This is a genomic window from Desulforhopalus sp. IMCC35007 (genome assembly GCF_005116575.1).
In the GTDB taxonomy this organism is placed as follows: Bacteria; Desulfobacterota; Desulfobulbia; order Desulfobulbales; family Desulfocapsaceae; genus Desulforhopalus_A.
The window spans coordinates 282,389-307,160 of sequence record NZ_SWCN01000002.1; the positions used below are offsets into that span (position 1 = coordinate 282,389).

22 protein-coding genes, 1 tRNA gene and 1 pseudogene are annotated in these 24,772 nt (G+C 47.4%); 14 read left to right on the top strand and 10 right to left on the bottom strand.

The window, feature by feature from the left end; genetic code table 11:
• Positions 1-62 precede the first annotated feature (62 nt).
• The 4 genes from FCL48_RS03095 to FCL48_RS03110 all read right to left on the bottom strand — a co-directional run bounded on the left by FCL48_RS03095 (position 63) and on the right by FCL48_RS03110 (position 4,074).
• Positions 63-1,214 (bottom strand): double-cubane-cluster-containing anaerobic reductase, encoded by a 1,152-nt coding sequence (locus tag FCL48_RS03095; protein ID WP_136870773.1) that lies wholly within the window; start codon positions 1,212-1,214, stop codon positions 63-65.
• A 2-nt stretch (positions 1,215-1,216) separates the two neighbouring features.
• Complete coding sequence (locus tag FCL48_RS03100; protein ID WP_136870774.1) at positions 1,217-2,185, bottom strand: ABC transporter permease; 969 nt, start codon at positions 2,183-2,185, stop codon at positions 1,217-1,219.
• Position 2,186: 1 nt separating this feature from the next.
• The gene (locus FCL48_RS03105) at positions 2,187-2,966 is read right to left on the bottom strand and encodes an ATP-binding cassette domain-containing protein (RefSeq protein WP_240744725.1); all 780 of its coding nucleotides are present in this window, start codon (positions 2,964-2,966) and stop codon (positions 2,187-2,189) included.
• 118 nt (positions 2,967-3,084) lie between these two features.
• The gene (locus tag FCL48_RS03110; protein WP_136870775.1) at positions 3,085-4,074 is read right to left on the bottom strand and encodes a substrate-binding domain-containing protein; all 990 of its coding nucleotides are present in this window, start codon (positions 4,072-4,074) and stop codon (positions 3,085-3,087) included.
• A 435-nt stretch (positions 4,075-4,509) separates the two neighbouring features.
• Between FCL48_RS03110 and FCL48_RS03115 the strand changes: the two genes are divergently transcribed.
• A tRNA-Leu gene (locus tag FCL48_RS03115) sits at positions 4,510-4,596 on the top strand.
• A gap of 152 nt (positions 4,597-4,748) precedes the next feature.
• Positions 4,749-4,973 (top strand): hypothetical protein, encoded by a 225-nt coding sequence (locus FCL48_RS03120; RefSeq protein ID WP_136870776.1) that lies wholly within the window; start codon positions 4,749-4,751, stop codon positions 4,971-4,973.
• Positions 4,974-5,185: 212 nt separating this feature from the next.
• On the opposite strand, the gene FCL48_RS03125 is transcribed toward FCL48_RS03120, so the two are convergent.
• Entirely contained in the window at positions 5,186-6,334 is a 1,149-nt protein-coding gene (locus FCL48_RS03125; protein ID WP_136870777.1) for a Fic family protein, read from the bottom strand.
• Between the two features lie 640 nt (positions 6,335-6,974).
• On the opposite strand from FCL48_RS03125, the pseudogene FCL48_RS03130 reads away from it, so the two are divergent.
• The 4 genes and pseudogenes from FCL48_RS03130 to FCL48_RS03145 all read left to right on the top strand — a co-directional run.
• Positions 6,975-7,253 (top strand): annotated as a pseudogene (locus FCL48_RS03130) (type I restriction-modification system subunit M N-terminal domain-containing protein); the annotation flags it as partial.
• Positions 7,254-7,270: 17 nt separating this feature from the next.
• Positions 7,271-7,717 carry a SprT family zinc-dependent metalloprotease gene (locus FCL48_RS25815; RefSeq protein ID WP_205747628.1) on the top strand — a complete coding sequence of 149 codons (447 nt, stop codon included), beginning with the start codon at positions 7,271-7,273 and terminating at the stop codon, positions 7,715-7,717.
• A 106-nt stretch (positions 7,718-7,823) separates the two neighbouring features.
• Positions 7,824-8,159, top strand: a complete 336-nt coding sequence (locus tag FCL48_RS03140; protein WP_136870778.1) for a type II toxin-antitoxin system RelE/ParE family toxin — start codon at positions 7,824-7,826, stop codon at positions 8,157-8,159.
• A 13-nt stretch (positions 8,160-8,172) separates the two neighbouring features.
• Positions 8,173-9,261 carry an ImmA/IrrE family metallo-endopeptidase gene (locus FCL48_RS03145; RefSeq protein WP_136870779.1) on the top strand — a complete coding sequence of 363 codons (1,089 nt, stop codon included), beginning with the start codon at positions 8,173-8,175 and terminating at the stop codon, positions 9,259-9,261.
• A 271-nt stretch (positions 9,262-9,532) separates the two neighbouring features.
• Here the strand turns inward: FCL48_RS03145 and FCL48_RS03150 are convergent, their stop codons facing one another.
• Together FCL48_RS03150 and FCL48_RS03155 are read right to left on the bottom strand one after the other, a co-directional pair.
• The gene (locus FCL48_RS03150; RefSeq protein WP_136870780.1) at positions 9,533-10,054 is read right to left on the bottom strand and encodes a GNAT family N-acetyltransferase; all 522 of its coding nucleotides are present in this window, start codon (positions 10,052-10,054) and stop codon (positions 9,533-9,535) included.
• Positions 10,055-10,333 carry a DUF1778 domain-containing protein gene (locus tag FCL48_RS03155; protein ID WP_136870781.1) on the bottom strand — a complete coding sequence of 93 codons (279 nt, stop codon included), beginning with the start codon at positions 10,331-10,333 and terminating at the stop codon, positions 10,055-10,057.
• 590 nt (positions 10,334-10,923) lie between these two features.
• On the opposite strand from FCL48_RS03155, the gene FCL48_RS03160 reads away from it, so the two are divergent.
• A complete protein-coding gene (locus tag FCL48_RS03160; RefSeq protein ID WP_136870782.1) occupies positions 10,924-12,855 on the top strand; it encodes an SWIM zinc finger domain-containing protein in 1,932 nt (643 codons plus the stop codon).
• Between the two features lie 43 nt (positions 12,856-12,898).
• Here FCL48_RS03160 and FCL48_RS03165 read toward each other — a convergent pair whose 3' ends face one another.
• The gene (locus tag FCL48_RS03165; protein ID WP_136870783.1) at positions 12,899-13,885 is read right to left on the bottom strand and encodes a carbohydrate kinase family protein; all 987 of its coding nucleotides are present in this window, start codon (positions 13,883-13,885) and stop codon (positions 12,899-12,901) included.
• A 374-nt stretch (positions 13,886-14,259) separates the two neighbouring features.
• Between FCL48_RS03165 and FCL48_RS03170 the strand changes: the two genes are divergently transcribed.
• Positions 14,260-15,120: a DMT family transporter gene (locus FCL48_RS03170; protein ID WP_136870784.1), complete on the top strand. Its 861-nt coding sequence runs from the start codon at positions 14,260-14,262 to the stop codon at positions 15,118-15,120.
• 88 nt (positions 15,121-15,208) lie between these two features.
• Positions 15,209-15,667, top strand: a complete 459-nt coding sequence (locus FCL48_RS03175) for a DUF1499 domain-containing protein (protein ID WP_136870785.1) — start codon at positions 15,209-15,211, stop codon at positions 15,665-15,667.
• An 80-nt stretch (positions 15,668-15,747) separates the two neighbouring features.
• Here the strand turns inward: FCL48_RS03175 and FCL48_RS03180 are convergent, their stop codons facing one another.
• Positions 15,748-18,099 (bottom strand): PhnD/SsuA/transferrin family substrate-binding protein, encoded by a 2,352-nt coding sequence (locus FCL48_RS03180; RefSeq protein WP_136870786.1) that lies wholly within the window; start codon positions 18,097-18,099, stop codon positions 15,748-15,750.
• 252 nt (positions 18,100-18,351) lie between these two features.
• Positions 18,352-19,281, bottom strand: coding sequence for a DMT family transporter (locus FCL48_RS03185; protein ID WP_136870787.1), 930 nt, complete (start codon positions 19,279-19,281; stop codon positions 18,352-18,354).
• Between the two features lie 367 nt (positions 19,282-19,648).
• Between FCL48_RS03185 and FCL48_RS03190 the strand changes: the two genes are divergently transcribed.
• From FCL48_RS03190 to FCL48_RS03210, 5 genes are all read left to right on the top strand, one after another.
• Positions 19,649-21,223, top strand: coding sequence for a bifunctional aminoglycoside phosphotransferase/ATP-binding protein (locus tag FCL48_RS03190; protein ID WP_136870788.1), 1,575 nt, complete (start codon positions 19,649-19,651; stop codon positions 21,221-21,223).
• Positions 21,224-21,306: 83 nt separating this feature from the next.
• Positions 21,307-21,792 (top strand): ribonuclease E activity regulator RraA, encoded by a 486-nt coding sequence (gene rraA, locus FCL48_RS03195; protein WP_136870789.1) that lies wholly within the window; start codon positions 21,307-21,309, stop codon positions 21,790-21,792.
• On the top strand, positions 21,789-22,841 hold the full coding sequence (locus FCL48_RS03200; RefSeq protein ID WP_205747629.1) for a tripartite tricarboxylate transporter substrate binding protein: 1,053 nt from the start codon (positions 21,789-21,791) through the stop codon (positions 22,839-22,841). The genes rraA and FCL48_RS03200 overlap by 4 nt, the downstream gene beginning before the upstream one ends.
• Entirely contained in the window at positions 22,838-23,266 is a 429-nt protein-coding gene (locus FCL48_RS03205; protein ID WP_136870790.1) for a tripartite tricarboxylate transporter TctB family protein, read from the top strand. The genes FCL48_RS03200 and FCL48_RS03205 overlap by 4 nt, the downstream gene beginning before the upstream one ends.
• Positions 23,267-24,766, top strand: coding sequence for a tripartite tricarboxylate transporter permease (locus tag FCL48_RS03210; protein ID WP_136870791.1), 1,500 nt, complete (start codon positions 23,267-23,269; stop codon positions 24,764-24,766). It begins immediately after the preceding gene.
• Positions 24,767-24,772: the final 6 nt, after the last annotated feature.

Below are 24,772 nucleotides of genomic sequence, written 5' to 3' on the forward strand. Positions count from 1 at the left end.
CCAGTTTATGCTGTTGTTCTCCCTCACGTAAATATCTTTATCCCATTCGTCCCCTGCAAGCCTTAAAGCATTTCAAGAAACGCTTCTACCCTGACCCGTATCTGTTCCGTATCCGATGGTGAATAGCCGGTGTTGACATGAAAAACCGGAATGCCTGCTTTTTCTTCAATAAGAGTTGCTACACTTTGATGCTCTACCGTATAGGGATGGCAGTTTTGCAGGGTTGCATCGATGACGGCATCCGCTGTAAACTGCTCACATAGCTTCAACAAATAGTCGAGTCTCCTGGTGTTCGGGCTCATGCAGGCACAAGGGGTTCCCAGGTAATGGTCAGCCAGTGAGTTGAGAAGGTTGGTGCCAGTATCAATATGGCGAAAGATACTCTTGAGGCCGCCACAATGTTCCTGGGCCACCACAATTCCACCGAGATCTTCAATAATTTTCATAACCTTATCCGACCCAGAACCCATGGGACAGCCGGTGATAAGAATGCGTGGTTTCTTCTTCGACTCTGTTTTTCCTGCAACGGAGTCTATCGTGCTAAGGAGGTTGTCGAGTAAGCCATTGTAGCTGGCAATGTCGATTGCCACATTACGGGACTCCATGACCTTGAGGAGTTCTCTGCCGCTTATCGGTGGCACATCGGCTGCCATCATATCAGCCAGTTTCATCAGTTTTGAATTACGAAGATTGATCAACTCAATCTGCTCTGTAAGAGCCGCATCGGTCACTTTTCTTGCCGTTTGCTTTTCAAGAAAGGTTTTCAACCGGAGAATTTCTTCGCGCCAGAAAGTTCTGGCAGAACTATTGTCGACGGCGTAGGGCAGCTGCATGACATGAACCGGCTTCATCTTCCCCATGAGCTCAAACATCTTCTTCTTGCCGTCACAGGTCGTCTCGCCAATAATAACATCAGAGGCTGCAAAATATGGGCAGGTGTCAGAGAGAGCAAAACCGTAGCTCGATTTAATAAGGGGGCAGAGTGCAGCGGGTAAATGGGTTTCAGCAACAGAAATCGGTTTTTCATCCTTACCGCACAGGCTAACGGGTAATATGCCGAGCGCGCGAATAAGCTCTTCCGGAGCAAAGGCACAGTATACTCCGGCAACTTTATTACCATTCTCTGGGGCCTCGGCCAGATGGGCAAGGCAGATCTCGGATAAACGATGAAATGGAAGAAGCGCTTCAGCTATTGCAGGATGTGTGTTTTCCATGATTATTTTTTTGAATATTTGGTTAAAAAAGCGTGGGCGGAGACTGAAACAATAATAACGATACCGTACACCATACGGGTCCACAGGCCGGAGAGTCCGCTGCTTATTATTCCGGCTTCTATCATCCCGATGATAATGGCCCCGACAAGGGTTCCGTAAATAGTACCCTGACCGCCAAACACCGAGGTACCGCCTACAAAAACAGCGGCGAAAACAAGGAGCATATATCCTTCTCCCTGGGTGGGCCACCAGCTGGCCATTTCCATACAGACCATTGCCCCGGAAAGTCCGGTAACCATACCCATGATGACAAAAACACTGATCCGTGTCCTGGCGACTGGAATGCCCATCATCTGGGCCGCACTGCTGTTGTCCCCACAAAAACGGAGATGATCTCCCAGCACATGCCGGTTTAACAGCAGCCAGAACAGGGCGGTAAGAAGAGCAAACCACACGGCCTGTGCAGGAAGCCAGTCAAACCAGCGACCAACCATGAGGTGGTGAAAGGCTGTCTCACGGATCTCGGCCATGTTGAGAGCAAGTCCACCTGCTAAAAGGACGGTAAGGCCCCTCCAGAAGAATTGGGTGCCTATGGTTGCGATGATAGAGGGAACCTTAAAACCGACCACCAGCACCCCGTTAACAACGCCAGCGAGTGCACCTGTCGCAAGGGCGGCGACAAGCCCGAGTTCAGGGGAGGAAGTGAACGCATAGGCCTTGGCAAAGGTAAAGCCACTTGCCGCCATCACTGAGGGAAAGGAAAGATCGATTTCACCCGAGATGACCACCAGGGTCATGGCAATGGCGATCATGCCCGCAAAGGGGATGGTGGAGAGGTAGGCGATGTAAATTCTTGAATGGAGAAAGGTGTGAGGTGCAAAGACCATGAAGCTGAAAAGCAGAACCATGAAAACAAAGGTGATCGTCCACTGTACGGCATTAAACTTCAGGTAATCGACGAAAGATTGCATATTACGAACACTTCATCAGGGTATCGATCAGAATCTTGGGCGTTGCCTCTTCTTTTCTCAGTTCGGAGCGGATCTTGCCGTGCTGAAAAAAGAGGAAGCGATCCGCCACGTCATAGACATGATAGAGGTTATGGGAAACAAAGATCGCAGATTTTCCTTGTACCTTGAGGTTTCTGGCAAAGCCCAGAACCTTTTCAACCTCTTTTACCGCAAGGGCTGTGGTGGGTTCATCCATGATGACCACCCTGGCATCAAAATACATGGCCCTGCCTATGGCAAGCCCCTGTCGTTCTCCACCGGAGAGCACAGAAACAGGGGCGTTAGCAGAAACACCAACACCCCGAAGACCAATGATATCGGTAAGCACCCGCATGGCTTCTTTTTTTTCATGGGCAACACGGATAAATCCGAGCCTGTTATGGAGATGGCGGCCCATAAAAAAATTTCGCCAGATAGACTGGGACTCCCCGAGAGATTTATCCTGGAATACGGTCTCAATCCCCATCCTGCGCGCGGTACTCACAGAGTACTTTTTGGGTTCAATATCCTGGCCGAGGTAGGTCATCCTGCCTGAGTCAAATCGTTCGACGCCTGCTAGAATCTTGATCAGGGTAGACTTTCCCGCGCCATTGTCCCCAATGAGGCCTATGATCTCATTTTCATAAAGAGTCAGGTCCACCCCCTTTAAAGCAGATACAGGGCCGTATGACTTGGTTATCCCGGAGAGTTCTATCAGAGGTTTGGACATGTGGCAGGCCTTACCCCGGATTTTCTGCGACAAAACAGGAAATCCGGCGGGTAGCGTAAAAGTAGAAAAGTGGAGTTTCAGCTTAGAAGCAGCTGTTCAAGCACCAGCATGTGGTTCCAGGCAACATGTCATGGAACCAATTGTTCTTGGCTTAGCGGAGTCCTTGTTTTGCCAGGGGTTCAATCAGGGAAAGGTTGTCAGCCCCGATGAAGCCGCCGCCGGTATCTACGTTAAGACCGGAAAATCCGTACTTTTCGGTAAGTGCAATCTGCAGCACTGAAAAATAACCGAGAAGAAAGGGTTGAGCATCGCCTATCAGATCAACATAGCCATTTTTAATGGCTGAGGCGGTTGCAGGCGAGAGGGAAAATCCAGCAACGTCAATATCTTCAGGTTTTACAGCCGCTGTGCGTAAGAAATTTTCCATCTGTGCCGTGAGCGCGCCGTGGTCAATCACCATAACCTTGCAGTCAGGGTGTGCAGCCAGGTAGCCTGTGACAATTGGTGTTCCGATGGATGGATCTTTATCGACTTCAGGAGAAATTTCCAGATAATCCACAATCACGCCTTCTTTCTCAAATACGTCCAGAATGGCAGTGGCGCGGAGGCCTCGGGTTGGCAGACGTTTGAGTCCCCATACAAAGGCACGATCGCCTTTTTTCAGGTCAAAACGCTGGATGCATTCCCGGGCCATGGCGGCACCCTGATTATATGCATCAGGGCCGATATATCCAAACCCCTGAGATTGGTACTGAGTCTGGGTTTCTGGTAGCGGAGTATCAATAGCGGTGACAATTATACCGTTTTCGCGGGCTTCCTTAATGAAAGGGCCGTAGGCAGCATCACCCGGATGACCCATGACGACAATACCTGTTGGTTTTTCGGCCAGGCCCGTTTTAAAATTTTCGATCATCTTTTCAGGGCTCCAGTCGGAGTAGACGAAGGTGATTTTGGCATCAATATCTTCAGCTGCAGCCTTGGCCCCGTTATAGACAACGGTGTTGTAGGTTCCACCCACTGGGCCGCCTGTGTCAAACCAGATATGCATGCCTGTTCCTGTGCGGTCAGCGGCGTTGGCATTGACAGAAAGGGGTCCGAGTAGGAAGGCTGCGAAGAGGAGAAGAGCAAACCGTTTTAACATTGAAATACTCCTTAGGTAATGGGAATAAAAGAAGCGGATAAATAACACTTCAATTTGGATAAAGGTTACAAAAACCTCTGGGATAATGACAGACAGTCTGAGCTACACAGAAAAGCCATCACCTGTGGACTGGTGCTGGATATATGACTCAAGTTAGTTTTTGATCAACGCTGTTAACTAACTGGAATGACGTGGCAAGTCAAATAGTCATTTTCTATTGTTTGGCGGGATAAGATAGGCAATGCCTATATATGTGTATGCTATAAGTAGCTGGGTTCTGCTGTTGTTGCAGAGGTGAGCCGGGGTTGATAATGCAACATATTTGTAGATGGCAAAATCTGTCGCCATCCGTTGATTGCACTCTATTCTTTTGATCTTGAACGATTTTTTCTCCTTGACGATACGCGGGAAAGTGGAGTATAAACGAACTCCTAAGCCGGAGTGGTGAAACTGGTAGACGCACGGGACTCAAAATCCCGCGAGGGCAACTTCGTGTCGGTTCGATTCCGACCTCCGGCACCAATGCCAAGAAGCCGCAATCATTAGTTAATCTAATGATTGCGGCTTTGTTGTTTTTGAGCTCCCAATATGCTGTCTTTAGCTCTAAAGCACCTCAAGTATGTCGTTTCGATCTACCAGGAATCTACCAGGAATCTACCAGGAGATCGGACGGAATGACCACTATTACTGCAAGAGTACTTCAATCAGCTCAATCAAAGTTAGCACCGTACTTCATAAGAGACGCTAAAGTGAAAGGATTTGCCGCTAAGGTGAATCCATCTGGATCAATCAAGTTAATAGTTGAAGTGAGGTATGAAGGTATGACTCGTTTAAGAGATGCTTCCTGTTTGTCTTGGGTTGCCCTCAAGGTTAGGCACCACAACAAATTTGAAAGCTAATCTGGGTTGATATGTCTACTGTGAGGGAATCAGGAAGGCGTCTCGGAAACCTTTCAATCTAAAAAGGTCTTATCGAGCTTTTTAGAAGCAAGATATTCCTGACATGGAAAAGATATTTATAAATCCTAGATGTTACCAGACAATCTGGGAAAAGGCATTTCGCAGTAACTGCCAGATAAGGTTGAATTTGCGGGCACTATCTGTAGATCGTGTCAAATCATGCTTTCTTCATCTTGCTTGCCCTGGAAGGGGGAAAGATCCAGAGTGTAACGGGTGCTTTTTAGCTGACCGGTTTTTGTAAAGATCCCTTTACCTACCAGATCTTGTAAGTCTCTTGTCGCTGTTGCTGAGGGTGATTTTGTTATTGCTCGGTAATTTTTGGCACTGAATCCACCTTGAAAGCCTTTCGGTCCCTCCAGTAGTATCCGGTTGATCACTTTTAATTGGCGAGGGTTGAGGTTCTCTTTGTGAGTATCGAAAAACTTTGCTTTGGTTATTATGAAATCAACTTGCTTTATGGTTTGTTTTTGGGCGTTGATAATGGTTTTCCCAAAATAAATAAGCCAGTTTGTCACGTCATTTCCTGTACTCTGGGCTGCCAGTTCCTCGTAATATTCTCTTTTCCTGTCGTCAATGGTCGAAGAAAGCGCGATGAGTGTCGGTTGACCCATATTTTGCGACAATGATTTTTCTACTATGCCCCGCGCGATCCGTCCGTTTCCGTCCTCGAAAGGATGGATTGAAACAAAATAGATATGAGCAATCCCTGCCCGAACCAACGGGGTCAAAGGTTCTTTCCCGCCAGGGGCTGATTTGTTGAACCAAGCTATGAATTTCTCCATTTCCTTTGGAACATCGGCAGACGGGGGTGCTTCAAAATGAACTGTTGGTTTATCGTATCGCCCGGACACAACCTGCATTGCTTCCTTGTGGGTTCGAAATTTTCCTATCTCTATGTTTCTTCGGCCGGACATCAACATTTCATGCCAATTGCAGAGAGTCTTTTCTGTCAATGGTGAATCATAATTGGTGAAAATATCTTTCATCATTTCAGCGATCCCGGCTTCCGCCGGTTTTACCCTGTGATGATCGGCTATTCCCAAACCGAATTCTCTCCTGATAGAGGACTGCAGGCTTTCCCTGTCTAAAAATTCTCCCTCAATTTCAGAGGTTTTAATGGCTTCATTACATACAAGTTCAACGATTAAGTCGTTTTGGTCTTCACGTGAAAGATGCCTGGCTATGCCAAGCGAAAAACCGGATTGCCTTGAATATTCTCGTTCTAATTTCTCGATTTCGCTGTTATCATAGGTGAAATTCCCCCAATCATCTTTTTGCCAGTTCCATTTTTTTCGTGTCATGATCTATAAAACCTCCTTTTATAGATCATCTTACTTGATTTTGTGATTTGTAAAAGCATATTTATTAGCTCATGGGCACTATGAAGCGAAGTTGTGGGCAATGAGAAAAAATGAAAAGAGGCCTACTTGAAGTTGGCCGGGAGGCATCGGGTAGAAGCGAAAATCAGCATGATAATTTTTAAATTGGAACAAAATTGGAGCAAATAGAAATTTGTATAATTAAAAATCATGTTATTACAATAGGATAGTGTCTAAGCAGCACGGGACTCAAAATCCCGCGGGGGCAACTCCGTGTCGGTTCGATTCCGACCTCCGCACCAATGCCAAGAAGCCGCAATCATTAGTTAATCTAATGATTGCGGCTTTGTTGTTTTTGGGTTCCCAATATGCTGTCTTTAGCTCTAAAGCACCTCAAGTATGTCGTTTCGATCTACCAGTAGATCAGAGAGAATGGCCATCATTACAGCAGGAACTTTCTAATCAAGAGGGGCTTAGCCCCGCCTGTCAAAAGCGATTCCTGATGCCGGGGATTTTATACACCTTTATTCATTCCCATTGAGATTGGTCTTGCGCAGTGGTAGATAATACATTGTTTTTTGGCTCCGACTTATTTCCCCACCAAACAAGGTAAAAAATACAGATGGCAATCAAGAAGACTGAATTGTACAGCTCCCTCTGGGCAAGTTGTGATGAGCTGCGGGGCGGGATGGATGCCTCCCAGTATAAGGATTATGTCCTGACCCTCCTGTTTATGAAGTACGTCTCCGACAAATATGCAGGAGACCCTAATGGAATGATAGAGGTGCCTGAAGGGGCTTCTTTTGACGATATGGTGGCCCTGAAGGGTGACAAAGAGATTGGTGACAAGATCAACAAGATCATCGGTAAGCTTGCAGAGGCCAATGAGCTGAAGGGTGTGAGCGCTATCTGCTTGAGGTGGTTGAGAGGTGGGGAAAGCATGAGGTCAAAGTAAAGAACAACACCACTCTGCTTCTTCATGTTCGACCGGAGACAACTACGGCCAATCGATTGGTGGTTTTAAATGACTGGTATCGAGTGCAGTTGAAAAAGCGAATACCGAGCTTGCTGGATAAATGGCAAAGCAAGATTGGAGTTGAAGCCTCTTCCTGGGGTGTGAAAAGAATGAAGACCAGGTGGGGGAGCTGCAATATTGGGAGCAAGCGTATCTGGTTGAACCTGGAGCTTGCCAAGAAACCTCCAGAATGTCTTGAGTATGTCCTCGTGCATGAATTGGTACATTTGCTTGAGAGACACCACAATGACCGATTCAGGGGCTTTCGGGATCGTTTCATGCCGACATGGCGAGTCGCTAGAGGTGTATTGAAGAGAGAGCCATTGGCTCATGAGGATTGGATATATTGAGTTGCCATCACTTGCCTGTTGGTTGCGACTTGATTTCTTAATAGGCAGAGGTCTTGATATAATTGTTAACATGATATGTTAATAAAAATATTGACATGTGCAGGGTATGCGTATATTGTTTAAAACAAAGAAGTTGCAGAAAACATGTTCCGTGAGCAAGGAAACTATTAAACAGTTTGGAGTAAAGCGTGGGTTGAAACTCCAGCAACGATTGATGGAACTCAAGGCAGCGGAAACACTTGCAGAAATTTCTCATTTACCTCCGCCAAGATGCCATGAATTGTCTGGAGATCGAGCAGGACAATTGTCAGTTGATTTAGCTCATCCTTATCGCCTTTTATTTGTAGTTGCTAATGAGCCAGCCCCCATGAAAGATAATGGTGAGCTTGATTGGGCAAAAGTAACAGAGATTAAAATCATAGGTATCGTTGATACACATTAATAAGAGGTAGGCTATGGTTACTACAGCATCTACAGTAAAAAGAGAGTACGAGTTTGAACCGGATTATGCAATTGCACCCGGGGTTACTTTGCTTGAGTTGGTGGAGTCATTCTCAATGTCTCAGAAAGAATTTGCAATACGAACAGGAATAACTGAGCAGAGTCTCAATCGTATATTTAAAGGTGAACAACCAATATCTTATGAGACCTCAAATCGCTTAGAACTGGTTACAGGAGTTCCGGCGAATTATTGGAATAATCTTGAGTCACAATATAGAGACCAGCTGGCAAAGATTCAGGAAAGAGAACGTCTTTTAGAGAATATTGAGTGGTTAAAGACAATCCCTGTAAGAGAGTTGATGAACAGAAGCTATATTGATGATGTAAGAGACAAGGTCACGACCCTGAGAAACGTATTGGCGTTCTTTGGAGTAAGTAGTGTCGCAGCTTGGGGGGATATATGGGCGGTTCCAGCTGTTGCCGCAAGGCGGTCAGAGTGTTTTGAAACTCGTCCTGGACATGCATCAGCCTGGATACGACAAGGTGAGTTGAAGGCTCAAGATGTTGAGTGTAGTCCTTATGATAAAAAGAAATTTAAGGCAGCTCTGAAGCAGATTCGTTTACTGACCCGAGAGGAGCCTGGAGTGTTTCAGCCAGAGTTACAAAGATTGTGCGCTGAGGCAGGAGTTGCTGTGGTATTCGTACCAGAAATGAAGAAGGTACCTTGGGGAGGTGCTACAAAGTGGCTTAACCCAAATAAGGCGATGATTCTTCTTTCATTGAGAGGGAAGGCTGAGGATAAGCTGTGGTTCTCTTTTTTTCATGAAGCAGGGCATGTGCTGCATGATAGTAAGAAAGATCTGTTGATCAATGATGGAAAGCATGATGACCCAAGAGAGGTTAGAGCGAATGAATTTGCTGCTGATACTCTTATTCCCCCACAACGAAATGAGGACGTGAGAGCCCTTCGATCAAAAACTGATGTTTTGACTCTGGCTGCTGATTTAGAGATTTCACCAGGTATCGTTGCCGGACGTTATCAGCATTTGACTCAAAAGTGGCAGACATTTAACGGTCTCATTAGAAAATTACAGTGGGCGTAATCAGATGATAAGAGCGCTGATTTAGCTCTGGATTAAAGCGGGTGTTTTTTCGGGTATTATTGTTGCGTGAACTTTTTTGTATTGATGTAAGTTCCTGAATTATGTGATATAAGTATGGTCAGTTTGATTCCGACCTCCTGCCAAGAAGCCGCAATCATTAGTTAATCTAATGATTGCGGCTTTGTTGTTTTTGGGCTCCCAATATGCTGTCTTTAGCTCTAAAGCACCTCAAGTATGTTGTTTCGATCTACCAGGAATCTACTGACAGTGATTATAGTTGTTCGATAACATGCATTGGCACAAATAATCGCATCGGATTATTCGTCAAAGAATGGAATGTATCAAAATGATTGTAAAAATGAAGAGCATCCTCATCTAGCACATCAAGCACCAGTCCGATGGAAGGAAGTCCCTTTTTTTTAAGGATTGCAGTATGGCGAAGAGCAGTTACAAGGGTTTTTGCTCCGAGTCCTCTTTTTTGATAATTTTCGGCTATGGCCAGGCGGGCTAGAAGAGTAACGGGGACGGGGTAAGCAGGGAGATCTTTATGATCTACGGGAAGTGTCTCACGAGTGACGGTTGCCACTGCAAGGGTGTAATACGCGGCAACAGGATATTTCTTTTTTCCTTCCCTGTTTTGGTCGAGCAGTACCCATGTCTTACTAATACCAAGTTCTGCATTTTTTGCTGCATACCGAATGAGAAAGGCATCCATTTGGGCTTTTCCGCAACGGAAACGTCTTACATCCTGGTAAGAATAATCGACATCAACGAATTCTGGTTGAAGTGTCAATTAATACCCCTCATCGTCGAGCTTTTTTGCAGCCTTCAAAAGAGACTTGCCAGGTTTCAATGTTTGGTCATTACAAACGGAAAGAAAATTGTCAAATTGAGTATTGCTTAATTCTATGGTCGTTTGTTTCGCGAGAATGGATGGTGCGTGCTCCCGAATAAGGCCCGTTACAAATTCAGTGAGTGAACTGCAACCCATTGCCGCAGAGGCCCTCTCGGCTAAAATTTTAACCTCAGGACTCACGCGCATTTCTATACGCTCACGAGCTGTTGTGGCCATGACTACCTCCTCTTAAAATATTCCGGCTATGTAACTCTTTGTAAGAGTATAACACATGTACGGCAATATGCCGCACAAAAATATGTACACCATGATTACCTGAAAACAAGATCTGCAAAAGCCAAGGGCTGTTCGTTGACTTTTAAAAAGAAAAAGATCTAACGAATAAAGGCGATAATTGTATCGATGCCGGTTTTATTCCGACCTCTGCAGCTACATGAAAAGGGTGCAGCCATTGGACGAGGTTAGCGCTTTTTTATGTTTTTTCATAATAGGTTATGGTGTAGTATTTCGAAATTCAAGAGAGAATACTTAATGCAATAATGATAAGTAATGTAAAAGAAATCTGATATTTTTCCTCGTTATCGATTGGACGCGTAAACTCAAATGAGAAACCAGCCATGAGCTACAACGAGCAGGAAACCGAATATAGTCTCACCAAACCGCTCTTGCATCAAATAGGAAATGATAATCCGCAAGGCATTAAATTTGAGATTCCAGCACCCGTCGAACCAACCGGACCTTAGTGCCGTCGCTGCAAAAGTAAAATGCAACAGATCGAAAAGGGACGTGGGGAAAAAGGGTAATGAATGATGAAGACGATAAAAAAGATATTCAAAGATCTCACCTTTGAGACGTTACGGGAATGGGCGGGTGACAGGATCTATCAACGTGGTGAGAGTTATGTTGACCTGGTGTCGCAACTCTCGCGCACCTCAGAAGGTGCTGTGGCGGCCTGGGTTGCCGGGACTGATGATTACGCGACCACGATTAAGCGTGATGAGCAGGGCAATCTGGAGGCTTTTTGCACTTGTCCCTATAGTGGCTATGGTCCCTGCAAACATGTGGTTGCCGTTCTGCTGGTGGCGGCAAAAAAGATCAAACAAAAGCAGGATCTCCCCCTGCTTGATCCGGAGGACGATCTCTACCTGGAGCTCTGGGATGGTGAAGAAGATGATTTTGTTGCCGAGGATTTTGAGGATATTAGCGAGCAAAAGGCCGCACGCGATAATGCCCGGGAAAAGCTCACTAACCTTCTTGCTGGAAAGGGACTGGAGGAACTGCAGGAGTTGCTTATCTCACTGGCTCTTGATTTTCCTGAGGTTGCTCGCCGGATACGTGAAGCGGAGCAATTGGCAACGGGGCAGGTTAGTGCAATAGTTCGGAGTTTGCGCAGGGAGATAAGGGAACTGACGTCGGAGGATGCCTGGTATGATTCGTGGAAAGGAGAGGGTAGTCTCCCGGATTATGATCATCTGGAACAGCAGTTGCGGGCGCTGGTGGATCAAGGGCATGGGGATGCGGTATTGGAGCTTGGGGAAGAGCTCTGGAAGCGCGGCATAGAACAGGTGGCAGACTCTCATGATGATGGCGAGACTGCCATGGCGATTTCGGATTGTATGGAGGTCGTTTTAGAGGCGCTACCCTATACGCGTTTGACATTGTCCCAACAACTGCTCTGGCTGATCGATCGTGAGCTGGAAGATGAGTACAGTATGTTTCCGGAGGAGGAAGGAATTTTTGATGATCCTCAATATACGGAACAACAATGGGATGAGGCCGTAGGTGTTCTTCGCGAGCGACTTCTACAGAAGCCATCTCCGAAGAGGGATGCGTTTTCAGCAAGATACCAGCGTAAGCAGTTACTGGATTGGTTGGTAACCGCCTATACACGAAGCGGAAGGTCGGAGGAGGTTATCCCCTTACTGGAGCAGGAGGTGGAGAACTGTGAGAATTATCAACAACTGGTCGATACTCTGATAGCGGCTGGCGACCCCGGCCGTGCACGTTACTGGTGCATCCGGGGATTTGAGAAAACTCAGCAGGAAAAGTCAGGGATAGCGGCTGCATTGCAGGGGCGTTTGCGACTGCTGGCCGAGGAGGAGGGTCGGTTCGATCTGGTTTGCGCCTATCGGGCCGAGGATTTTTTTGAGACCCCATCGGAGAAGACCTTTACCGAATTGCGTCAGGCTGCTGAGCGGATAGAAATATGGCCGGCGGTGCGTAAAGCGACGCTTCATTATCTGCAGACGGGGCAACGTCCGGACCATGAGGGCGCGAATATGAGTGACTGGCCAGTCGTCGAGCCGGAGGTTAAGGCGAAACATTCCAGGAAAAAATTTGGACGTGAGAGCTTTCCTGATTGGAATATGTTACTGGAAATCGCCCTTTTGGAGGAGCGGCTTGAAGAGGCAATTGCGATTTACCAGGAGTCACCGAAAAAAACGTGGTGGAGCTGGGGGATTGACGAGAGGTTAGCGGCGGCTGTCACCACCAGCCATCCGGATGTTGCCTTACGAATCTGGAAGACTATAGCCGATGACCTGATCGCCCAGGTCAAACCGAGCGCTTACAAGGACGCTGCAAAATATCTGCGCCGAATGCGTACAATCTATGAAGATACAGGGCGGGTGGCAGATTGGTTGGGGGTTGTAAAAGACCTGCGAAAAAACCATAATCGCAAGCGGCGACTCATGGAGGTCCTGGACCGGCTGGAAGCCAACCAGCGACTGATCGATTAGTGCTACTCGATTTTTTTTACTGGAGCTGGTCTTTCATCTACGTTTATTGGTTTTTCTCCAGAGATTTTCTTTGATTTTTTGCCATAAATTCTCTCACTGCAGCCTCCGAGCACATCCCGCTTCTTGCACCCAGTTTAATGGTATTTAGTGCACCGCAACCATTTGCAAAAGCACCGACTTCCTGCATATCCCAGCCCCGCATATAGCCATAGATCATTCCAGCATGGAAGGCGTCGCCGGAGCCTGTTCCGTCGATTGGCTCAATAGCGTAAGCAGGGCTTTGGAACGCTTCTTTTTCTGTTGCAATAAAGCAGCCCTCAGCCCCATGGGAGATGGCAATATTGGCGACACCATATTTTTCTCGCAACGAGACTGCCATTTCAAGAGGGTTTTCTTTACTGGTGAGATCTTTTGCCCCGCCAATACAGGGGATAAAGAGGTCACACAGTGAGATCATCTCTTCCAGTTCGTCCATCGTGGCCAGGTGAAGGGTATCGACAAAGTCCGAGGCCGGAATGTCTAAATCAAAAGAGATAAGAACTCCAGCGGCTTTGGCCATTTTTACCGCTTCAAGCATGGGTTTCAGGCGCATTTCAGACCCTTCAACATGAAGGAGACGACACGATGTAATATAGCTTGCGGCTGACGTAATAAATGCTTCATCGACCTCGGTCAGGACATTTGGAAACAGCACGATCGATCTTTCTCCCTTTGCGTCGACCACAATCCAGGTACACGCGGTATGCTTGCCTGGCATAATTTTGCAGTGACTTAGATCAATGTGGTCATGAGCACAGGACTCCTGAATCATTGTGGCAAAGTTATCATCACCGAGTTTGCCCAGATAACCGGTTTTTAAACCAAGTCTAGAGAGACCGGTCAAGGTGTTGCCCATAACGCCACCATCAAAAAGGCTATATTTTTCAGGCGGACAGACAACTTTTGCATCCGCATCAGGGATGCGATAGAGCTGGATGACCTGATCGATTGCATTTGTGCCTATACCGATAACATCTCTATTGGAAGCCATGGTCGTCTCCTTGATGGGCAGTTTCAATCCTTTGGTACAACGTGATTTATGGGCAAGGCGGTGCGCTATTATTAGGCCCGGCTTTTCTCAGAAAAATCCTGGCCCACAATAAATAGAGAGCCGGAAAGATAATACATTTACCGCAATGAGTGCATTCTGACAATATCCTGATCAAAATGAAAGCCACATTACAGTGTGTTCATGCCAGAAAGTGTTACAACCGATATAAGAGGCAAAGAGATAGGATACTGACGCTGCGTTAAAAATGGGATATGCTGCACCGAGCCATACCGTAAACGAACGGAGAGAATGGGCGGAAGGCTGGGAAAATTACTCGCACAGGTGGCTGGGGGCGTCAAGAAGTCAAGATATTGATGAATACACAACTCTTTACAATAATTGTAGCCACGGGTTTTGCCCTGGTTGCTTTTGCTGCAAATTCGGTGCTCTGCCGTCTGGCATTGGGTAATGGGGCTATTGATCCAGCAGCCTTCACGGTGCTGCGTCTGCTCTCAGGCGGCCTTGTTCTCTTTATCATTTCAGGCTGCCTGCGGCCGGGAAAGGTATCTTCCAGGGGGAGCTGGAGTGGTGGCTCGATGCTGTTTCTGTATGCTTCATCTTTTTCCTATGCCTATGTTTCCCTCGACACCGGTACTGGGGCACTCATCCTGTTTGGCGCTGTGCAGATCACTATGATTGGGGTCGCTCTCATGACTGGAACCCGTTTGCGTACTACCGAGTGGCTGGGGCTTATCCTTGCCTTTATCGGTTTGGTGTATCTTATTCTGCCGGGGGTTACGACGCCCACAGCCATTGGCTTTGGCCTTATGGCGCTTGCTGGAATGGCGTGGGGGATCTACACCTTACAGGGAAGAAATTCTCAGAACCCGCTAAGCGATACCGCATATAATTTCATAAGAACGATTCCGTTTGTCGTATTGCTTACCCTGTTTTCAATAAAGGGTATGTATCACACCCCAGCAGGTATCGGTTTGGCACTACTCTCGGGCGGGATTACCTCAGCAATAGGGTATACGATATGGTACATGGCACTTGGTAACCTGTCGGCGATACAGGCAGGTGTTTTGCAACTATCAGTACCGGTCATTGCGGCCCTTGGAGGTGTTGTCTTTGTCGGGGAGGCGATTACCCTGCGGCTTGCAATTTCAGCTGCAATGGTTCTTGGTGGTATATTGATTGTGATTTTAGGCAGATACTCTTTAGCTTCCAGGTAACTTCAGTTATAAAAAGGTTCTTTGACTCAACGCCCAGTTTTTTGGATAGAAATACAGCCTGGGTATTTACAGGTAAAGGATATGGACTATGGATAAACAAAGCCGTGTTGCTGTAATAAGTTGTCTGCTCTGTCTTTTGATTTCGGGATGTACGGGGACCGGTCCTGAGCTTGGTGTGGTGGGTGGGATATTGACACCCTGTCCGCCAAGGCCAAACTGTGTAAACAGTCAGGCCACCGATGAAGATCATATGATTTTGCCGTTTCGTTATGCAGGGACAGAGCAGGAGGCAAGGGGGCGTCTTTTGCAGGTTCTGGAATCAGAAGATCGAGCAAAGGTCATCGCTGCAAATGATAACTATGTGCGGGCTGAATTTACATCTCCTCTGTTTCGATTTGTCGATGATGTTGAGTTTTATATTTATACAACATCAGCCGGTGAGACCGTAATAGATGTCAGGTCCGCTTCACGTCTGGGGTATTCCGATCTTGGTGCGAACCGTAAACGCATTGAGCGGCTGCACAGTAAATGTATCCTTGGTCAGTGAACAGAGACAAGAAAATCGGTTGTGGGTGACTTCTTTTTCTATCACAGATCTCAGCCAGCATGTTTTGTGAAATGTGCGGCTTAAAGATCTTCCTCTATTTTCTGCGGGACAGGACTTAACGGCAGGGTGATGGTAAAGGTGGTTCCGATGCCCTCCTCGCTGGTTACCTCAAGGTTTCCTCCATGTTTATTGGTCACTATATCGTAGGCAATCGTCAGCCCCTGCCCCGTACCTTTGCCGACTTCTTTGGTTGTAAAAAAAGGATCAAATATTTTTGCAAGATTTTCTTTTTTGATGCCGTTTCCTGAGTCTGCCACTGTGATGATCGCAAAATTATCTTTTTGTTGTGAGGAGATAATGAGCTGACCCTTTTTCCCTTCGGGGTTGGTGCCCTGTTTTTCTGCAATGGAGTGAGCCGCGTTGACAAAGATGTTTAAAAACACCTGGCCAATTTCATTGCGCATGCAGGGGACCTGGGGCAATATGGGGTCGAGTTGCAGAACCGGTTCGAGCCAGTATTTCCATTCATTCCGACTGACGGTAAGCGTTGTGTTGAGAAGTTCGTTGAGGTCTGTCGGTTCCTTTTCTGTTCCGCCGGGATGGGAAAACTTTTTCATGGCCAGCACGATTGAGCTCACCTGATTCACGCCGTCTGTTGACTGTTTGATTGCCTGGGGAATCTCTTCCTTTAAATATGACCAGTCAGTATCTTCGAGCCTTTTTTCGGTATCAGCAATGAGTTCTGGAGAGATCTGCTGTTTTTTGGCGGCATCTAAAAGTAGGTGGAACTGATCGACGAGTTTGGAAATATCATGAAAACCTTCCTGGAGGAAATCGATATTTGAACCGAGATACTGGGCAGGGGTGTTAATTTCATGGGCAATGCCTGCAGCGAGTTGGCCAACGGAGGCTAATTTTTGTTCCTGGTGCAGCCTGGTCCGTAATACCTCCCTTTCTTTTTCCTTTTCCAGGCGAATAGTGATGTCCCTGACAATTGCTACGAATCGGCTTTTTTCGTGGGGTGGAGTGATATGTTGTATAAAAACTTCAACCGGAACAAGAGTACCGTCCTTTCTTTGATGTGTACCGGGATAGGTCAGGGATGAACTTGTTTTTTCAATCAAAGGGGCGATCAAAGCTCTGAATTCCGTTTCAGTGGTATCGGGTTTTATATCAAGGGGTGTCATGGAGAGGAGTTCTTCCCGGCTATAGCCGATATGATGCACAGCACCTTGATTAACGTATATATATCGAAGGGTATCTGCAGAAAACATGAAGACACAGTCCAGGGTCTGATCGAGGGTTAATTTGAATTCATCAAGATCAGCGATTACCTGAGCTCTTTGCTGGTGTTCGAGGTCAAGGTTGATCAGTGCTGTTTTGAGCTTTGTATTGAGTTTGAGTACCAAGGCTATCCCACTGAGGATACATGCAAGAATGGTCGCACCCATGAAGATCCAGACTTTGTATTGCTGGTAGAGTTGGTGGAGAGTTATTTTTCCATAATCGACATATGGTGCGATTTGCAGCAGGCGTAAACATTCATGGACCTCATGATAATCAAGCGGGATTGTCCACCCTCTGGATTGAGAATAAAAAGCTTCGATGCTGTTGTCGGGTAACTGCATCATTGCCAGAGCGACCTTTTTGGCCAGCTCTGGACTGGTATGCTGAGCCTTGGCCAGGGGCCATTCCGGGTAGAGTCTTGTGGTACGGCGATAGGGAAACTGAGAATTCTGTATCTGCGGATCAATAACGGCAATATCATGCAAATTTATTGTATTTGCATTGGCCATTTGCTCAAGGATATCAGTTCTGACACATCCTGCATCAACATCGCCGTTGATAACGGCCATGACCACTGATTCCTGTCGGCCGCCAAAAAGGAGTTCTTTGAAGTCGCGATAAGGATCAATCCCTCTCTCTTTTAAATAACGCCAGCTGACCTGCCAGCCACCAAAAGAGCTTTCGGCCACGGCCATGAACCTTTTATCCTTAAGATCTTCTGCTTTTTTGATATCGGCTCGATCTGATCGATGAAAGATTACTCCACCGAATTGGCTGTTTGATTTATCTGCAATTTTACTTTTAAGGGTTGAGATGCGGGAAAAGCCATAATTGTATTCCAGATTCACGTACATTGACGGATTGGTTATGGAAAAATCAACCCTTTTCTCCTCGACGGCCTTGTCGACCTCATCAAAGTCCAGGCAGACGATTTGGACATGTTCTCCAGGAAGTTTGTTCTGTAGATATTGAGCGGTTGGCCTCCACATCTGGAAACATTTTTGTTTGCCTGAGTTGGCGAGTACCCCAATATAAATGGTTTTGTTATGAGAAGATGAGGCTTGTGCTGGTGATGCTGAAGCACCTCCGATTGTATACAGAATTATTAACAAACAGATTTTCAGCGTTGTTGTCATATGTGTCATCTGATTGTGTTCTCCTGCGGCAGTTCAACTGCGAAAGCGGTGCTTTTTTGTTGGGATTTGTTTGAAAATACAGGTCCCATTTCACTTCATCCCGACTGGTGTTCTACGGTACTTAATAATTTTACGGGAAAAAGTGATAATAATACAAGTCCGGATATTCAAACCATAGCTGCTGCCAAAAATATTCAGAACTGGATGTAATACAACCGGAGTCAGTTTCCCTTTTATAAAGGGCCAGGTCCAACCTCAATGTCAGGGACTGATAACACCTCTGTGCCCCTTGTAGTTGACGACGACAAGGCCTGCCGAAACGAGAAGAATAGAGCCTGTGATAGTGGAGGTCAGGGGCTCGCCGAGTAGGAGGATGCCAAAGAACACTCCTGAAATCGGCATAATGAAGACAAAGGAATGAAGGGCGGTTGCTCCGTATTTCTTGATGAGGGTATTCCACATGATAAAGCCGAAAGATGCCGTGACCAGGGATTGATAGAGGATGGAAAGGATGACCTCACTGGAGATGGGGAAGATTATCATCCTGTCATCCCAGATGAGTGCACTTATAAAAAACAGCGGGATGGTGAAAAACATCGGATAGATGGTGATCTGCAGGGCGTGATAGTCCTGGATGATTTTCTTGATGTAGACAACGTTAAAGCCCCAGTGCAGGACGGCCACGAAAATCATCAAATCTCCGGTAACCGAGCTTCCTCCGCCGCCTGCTTTGTCAAAGAATAGAAGCAGAACACCGCAAAATCCAAAGATGAGACCAAAGAATTTCTTTCGGCTGATCCTGTCATTTTGAAGTATGAAATGGGCCAGAACCATAACAACAAAGGGTAGTATGTTGGAAATAAGGGTGCCGTGGGAGGCGGTGGTCTGGTTCTGTCCATGGTAAAACCAGGACATCTGCAGGAAAAAAACGGTGGATATGATCAGTTGTTGACCGACCTGCTTTTTATTTATTCGAAGAGGTTTCTTCTTCCACCAGGCCCATAAAAGTAAAGCAGTTGCAGCAATAGAGAAACGCAGGCCAATGGAGGTGAAAACTCCAATCCCCGTGAAACTGATCTTGATTGCCACCGCGTTGGCGCCGAAAAGGATGCAGAGAAAGACGGTAAAGAGTGCCGCGTCCAGAGGCAGTTCTTTGCCGTCGGTATCTTTTAATAGGAGATTCGAGTTCACAGTGAAGCCTCTGGGCAGTCAGCCAAGTATACTGATTAAAAATAATCAACACCATGTTGCGACGCGAGCGGGCGAGGCTGTCATCACGGAAGTTGCGATGTATATTACCGTGGGTATAACATTCATTGCGCTGGTAGAAAAGCTTTTTGAAAAAACGCAAAGTACATTTTCATGCCCTCCGAAGTTATTCTTAACTCTCTTGGGCCTTTGTCCATTTGTTCGTGATTGATAAATCTCTGCACAATCAAAAAGATATAACATTGGCCTGGCAGACGGTAACAGCGCTTGCCAGCAGCCGGTATTTCGTGGTAAATCTATTATACAAGGTACATTCACCCAGGCTGTGAAAACACCGGAGGTCTTTACTATGAGCGCAGAAACTCTCCAAGCTGTTTCTCTGATTAATTCCCTGATGCATCCTGACCAGTTTGATCCACCACCGAAGAAATGTGAATTGATTGAGACCCACATCTCCTGGGTGATACTCGCCGGACCCTATGCCTATAAAATTAAAAAGGCGATAGATCTCGGTTTCCTTGATTTTTCAACCCTTGAAAAGCGGCATTTTTTTTGCCAGGAGGAGCTTCGGCTTAATAGAAGGCTCGCCCCTGAAATTTATCTCTCCGTCGTACCTATCACCGGTTCGGTTGAGCAGCCAAGATGGGCCGGTGGGGGGGAGCCCATTGAGTATGCCGTTAAAATGCGGGCCTTTCCCCAGGAAGCTCAGCTCGACCGGGCTCTTGCCATCAATGGTTTGGAGCCCCGGCAGATAGATATTCTGGCAAAGCGCATCGCAGATTTTCATGCTTTAGCAGACGTTGCCGCGGGCAAGAGCAATTATGGCGAGCCAGAAGTGATTTTACAGCCTATTGAAGAAAATTTCAGGCAGATCCGTGAGCATGTGAGTAACAGTACATTTCTCGACAAGCTCAAAGAACTCAAGCAATGGAGCGAGGCAACGTATACCCGCCTGTATCCAAGTTTTGGTCAGCGTAAAACCGATGGTTTTATCCGTGAATGTCATGGCGATATGCATCTGCAAAATATTGCCTGGCAGGATGATGCCCCAATTGTCTTTGACTGTATCGAGTTCAGTCCAAGTCTGCGCTGGATTGATGTGATCAGTGATGTTGCCTTTTTGCTGATGGATCTAGAAAAGAAAAAGCAAGGGGAACTGGCACAGCGTTTTTTGGGCAATTATCTGGAGTATACCGGGGATTATGCAGGAGTAAGGTTACTGCGCTTTTATCAGGTGTATCGTGCACTGGTACGCGCCAAGATTGATGCGATACGCGCCCATCAGCCTGGAATTGAAAAGGCGGAAAAGGTAAACGCCGAAACAGATTTTTCTGACTATCTGCAGCTGGCCCTTGGCTATATCCAGCCAGTGCGGCCACGACTCATTATCACCCGCGGTATGTCCGCCTCGGGCAAGAGCACAGTGAGCAAAGTTCTTTTGGAGCACTTGGGTGCCATTCGAATTCGTTCAGATGTTGAACGTAAACGCCTCTTTGGTCTTGGCCTGGAAGATGATGGACATGCGGCCGTAGGTGAGGGGATGTATACTGCCGAGGCCACGGAAAAGACCTACAGCAAACTGGAAGAGCTGGCCGCTGTGCTGCTTGGTGCGGGGTATTCGGTACTGGTAGATGCGGTTTTTTTGCACCGCCATGAACGCCAGCGATTCCAGGCCTTGGCGGCATCCCGGGAAACGCCCTTTGTCATTCTTGAGTTTACTGCAGATGCAAAGACTTTACGCGAGCGAATTGTAAAGCGGAAAAACGATGTTTCGGATGCGAATCTGAAGGTACTCGAGATGCAGCTCTCCAGATGGCAACCCCTTGCGAGTCAGGAACGTGGATACGCCATAACTGTTGATACCACAGGCGAAGTCGATACCGGAGCACTTGCAGCAGAGATCAAGGGCAAAGCTTGTTTTTAAGTAATGGGTAGGGTAGGATTTGCGCTCGATAAAACGATTTTTATCGTTTTTGCTACCCATATATCTACTTCAAGGATCCGAGTATGAGCGAAATCACCAAGACGGCAGATATTTATGATGTTTACGAAGAAAAGCTTCAGGTTTGTGAGCCTGGTTTCCACCACTACGGCGGGCACCGCACGTTTCATGGCCGGATAGCAACGTTGAAATGTTTTGAAGACAATTCTCTGGTCAGCCAGCATCTGGGGCAACCGGGCGAGGGGCGGGTCCTGGTGGTAGATGCCGGCGGCTCTTTTCGCTGTGCAATGCTTGGAGACATCCTGGCCCAAAAAGCGGTGGACAATGGCTGGGCTGGTATTCTGATGTACGGTTGCATCCGGGACTGCGAAGATATCTCGAGGATGCCCCTTGGCGTGCTCGCCCTTGCCACTATCCCGAGAAAAAGTGTTAAAAAAGGGGTCGGCGAGGCTGGTCTTCCGGTAACCTTTGCCGGTGTCACCTTCAGGCCCGGCGAGTGGCTCTATGCCGATCAGGATGGCGTTGTCGTCTTGCCGGAACAGGTAAAATGATCCAGGCGTTTTTTCGGGGGAGTACTGGGGCTTGCCGTGCCCCTGTGCCACCTCACGAAGTAATGTCTCAGCGGTTTTTTCTTTGGCAGATCCTCTTTGCCTGTCTGACGGTGCTGCATCTTTGTGGGGCTGTTTGGCTGCAGGCCTTTGAGCTGGAAAAGCCGGAGTGTATAGCCCCTGCTAAACCGGGAGGAGGTCATGATATCATGTGTCAGTTGCTGGCGGCTTCTGTAGCTGATTCCCTGCTGCTTGACATGTCCATCCGTTTTATGCCCGGTGGAATTGGCGCTCTTGCCTTTAACTATGCGGTAAGTGTCAGGCCAAAAGACGCCAATATGGTGGTTGCCGTCAGCCGGGGCACCGTACTGAATCTCGCCCTGCATAAATTTGGAAAATACACAGAAGCCGATGTACGCTGGCTCGGCGCGGTTGGTACGGACTACGGGGTGATTGCGGTGCGCGATGATGCACCATGGCAATCTCTGGATGAACTTATTGCGACCCTGCGGGAAAAAGCTGATTCGATAGTTTTGGGGGCAGCCGGGTCCATAGGCAGCCAGGACTGGATGAAAATGGCACTCGTCCTTGATATGGCGGGTATCAATCCAAAAGCAATCCGTTATATCTCTTTTGAAGGGGGAGGTGAGGCCTCCCAGGCTCTTCTCAAGAACCATATCCAGGTCTTTCCCGGAGATTTTACTGAGGTGGTCAATCACATGGAGGAGGGCAAGCTCAGGATTCTGGCTATCTTTTCCGAGACCAGGCTGCCGGGAAAATATAGTACGATCCCCACCGCAAAAGAACTGGGCTATGATATCGTCTGGCCGGTCTGGCGCGGTTTTTATCTGCCCCCGAAGATTTCCAATGTTGAGTACCACTGGTGGGTAAATACGCTGTACCGCCTCGAATCATCAGGGGTGCTCGGTCGGGAGAGGGAAAAACTGCACCTGTTCCCTCTTATGATCCTCGGTGAGGAATTTGACCGCTATGTTAAAAATAATGTCCTGCAACTTCGGGAGTTTGGACAGAAATTTGGGTTGGTTCAGTGAGCGAACGCTTATTTGTTGTAATCATGTTTTTTGGGGGAGTTGTCTACCTTTATTTTGGCTTGAAGATTGAGGTTCCCTTTGCCTATGAACCCATTGGTCCGCGGGCTTTTCCTGTACTGCTTGGCTCCTGTTTACTCCTGCTCTGCCTTGTTAACATATGTATACATCACACTCCAAGCTTTCCCCTTAAAGGCTGTGTTGCCAGACATGGTCTTGCCGTTCTCTTTTATCTTCTGACGTTTCAGCTACTCGGTTTTATGCTGGCCACCACTATCACCACCTATATCATCGCCCGGATCGTCGGGAGCAGCTGGATGGAAGGGCTGTTGAGCGGGCTTGTTATGGCCATATTTTTCTACGGTATTTTTCATTTTCTTCTGGGTGTGCCCTTGCCCCTTGGATCTCTCTTTCGTCTGGGGAATTAGATGGAGAGCGTGCATCTCTTCCTCCAGGGTCTGGCGACCGCTGCTATGCCCATAAATCTCTTAATGCTTGTCGTCGGCGTATTTCTTGGGATGATCGTAGGGGCAATCCCCGGTATCAGTGCCGCCATCGGTATTGCTCTGATGCTGCCCGTGACCTACACCTTTGGTCTGGCACCGGAAACAGCACTGATACTCTATGCAGCCATCTATTACGGTGCGAAGTACAGTTGCAGGATATCGGCGATCCTCAACGATATACCCGGGGATGTCAGCTCATTTTCAACCAGAAACGATGGGTATCCGCTGGCTCTTACCGGCTCTGCAGGTAAAGCCCTGGCCCTAACAGCCGTCAGTTCGTTTGTTGGAGGCACGGCGGCGATTCTGCTGCTGACCTTTACCACCAGATTTTTTGCAGATATCGGCAGTTCCTTCGGGCCGCCTGAATATGTCGCTCTCATTGCCTTTGTCTTTGTTCTTGTTCTCACCCTGTCGTCGACCCTCTTTACCAAGAATCTGATTTCATTATGTATTGGTCTGATGCTTTCGGTTGTCGGCCTGGATTGGGGGACTGGGGCTTTTCGTTACACCTCGAATATCCCGGAACTCTATGACGGTATCGATTTTATGATCGTAGTGATCGGTGTTTTTGCCCTGAGTGAGACTTTTATGCTCATGGAAAATCAGCAGACAGAGACGAAACTTCAGGCAATCCGTGATAAGGTGCAGGGATTGGTTCCCGAGTGCTGGCGGCTAAAATGGGCCTGTTTACGTTCTTCGATGGTGGGTTTGCTGATCGGAATCCTGCCAGGTTCCGGGACCTATGTTGCAAATATCGCGGCCTATCGCTTTGAGGAAAAACTGAGCGCAAAGGGAGAGGAATCAGCTTTTGGCAAAGGTAATCTTCGCGGACTGATTGCCCCGGAGGCGGCAAACAGTGCCTGTGCCCTTGGTGCCTTTCTGCCCCTTATGGCTCTCGGTATTCCCGGCAGTGCAACAACAGCGGTCCTGCATGGGGCGCTCTTACAGATGAATATTGATCCAGGCCCTGGTCTGTGCCGGGCACATCCTGAAATCATCTGGGCAATGATCGCCTCAATGTATCTTGGCAATCTGCTGCTTCTGGTGATCAACATCAAACTGATCCGCTATTTCCCAAAACTGTTGACAATCCCCGGCTGGGTACTGATGCCGATGATTGTGGTGGTATCCTTTGTCAGTGTCTATGCGGTGAGTCAGAGTCTTATTTCTCTTTCTATCATGGTGCTGATCGGTATTTTCGCGTATGGACTCAGAAAATTTGATTATCCGTTGGCGCCCCTTATTCTGGGCTATGTACTGGGGAAACCGTTTGAAGATAATTTTCGCCTGGCACTGACCATTAGCGGCGGGGACATCGGTAAATTTCTCCAGAGCCCGGCCGCCCAGCTTCTCTGGAGCAGTGTACTTTTGGCTATCGTCGTTAAAGGAGTCGTACGTTTTAAAAGCCGTTCATTTCAATAGTTCCAC

Bases quoted from the DNA above. Each gene is read 5' to 3' on its own strand.
- FCL48_RS03125 (WP_136870777.1), bottom strand. From the start codon at position 6,334: ATGACACGAAAAAAATGGAACTGGCAAAAAGATGATTGGGGGAATTTC.
- FCL48_RS03140 (WP_136870778.1), top strand. From the start codon at position 7,824: ATGCGTATATTGTTTAAAACAAAGAAGTTGCAGAAAACATGTTCCGTG.
- FCL48_RS03170 (WP_136870784.1), top strand. From the start codon at position 14,260: ATGAATACACAACTCTTTACAATAATTGTAGCCACGGGTTTTGCCCTG.
- FCL48_RS03200 (WP_205747629.1), top strand. From the start codon at position 21,789: ATGATCCAGGCGTTTTTTCGGGGGAGTACTGGGGCTTGCCGTGCCCCT.
- FCL48_RS03095 (WP_136870773.1), bottom strand. From the start codon at position 1,214: ATGGAAAACACACATCCTGCAATAGCTGAAGCGCTTCTTCCATTTCAT.
- FCL48_RS03180 (WP_136870786.1), bottom strand. From the start codon at position 18,099: ATGACACATATGACAACAACGCTGAAAATCTGTTTGTTAATAATTCTG.
- FCL48_RS03155 (WP_136870781.1), bottom strand. From the start codon at position 10,333: ATGGCCACAACAGCTCGTGAGCGTATAGAAATGCGCGTGAGTCCTGAG.
- rraA (WP_136870789.1), top strand. From the start codon at position 21,307: ATGAGCGAAATCACCAAGACGGCAGATATTTATGATGTTTACGAAGAA.
- FCL48_RS03145 (WP_136870779.1), top strand. From the start codon at position 8,173: ATGGTTACTACAGCATCTACAGTAAAAAGAGAGTACGAGTTTGAACCG.
- FCL48_RS03160 (WP_136870782.1), top strand. From the start codon at position 10,924: ATGATGAAGACGATAAAAAAGATATTCAAAGATCTCACCTTTGAGACG.
- FCL48_RS03165 (WP_136870783.1), bottom strand. From the start codon at position 13,885: ATGGCTTCCAATAGAGATGTTATCGGTATAGGCACAAATGCAATCGAT.
- FCL48_RS03175 (WP_136870785.1), top strand. From the start codon at position 15,209: ATGGATAAACAAAGCCGTGTTGCTGTAATAAGTTGTCTGCTCTGTCTT.
- FCL48_RS03100 (WP_136870774.1), bottom strand. From the start codon at position 2,185: ATGCAATCTTTCGTCGATTACCTGAAGTTTAATGCCGTACAGTGGACG.
- FCL48_RS03120 (WP_136870776.1), top strand. From the start codon at position 4,749: ATGACCACTATTACTGCAAGAGTACTTCAATCAGCTCAATCAAAGTTA.
- FCL48_RS03110 (WP_136870775.1), bottom strand. From the start codon at position 4,074: ATGTTAAAACGGTTTGCTCTTCTCCTCTTCGCAGCCTTCCTACTCGGA.
- FCL48_RS03210 (WP_136870791.1), top strand. From the start codon at position 23,267: ATGGAGAGCGTGCATCTCTTCCTCCAGGGTCTGGCGACCGCTGCTATG.
- FCL48_RS03190 (WP_136870788.1), top strand. From the start codon at position 19,649: ATGAGCGCAGAAACTCTCCAAGCTGTTTCTCTGATTAATTCCCTGATG.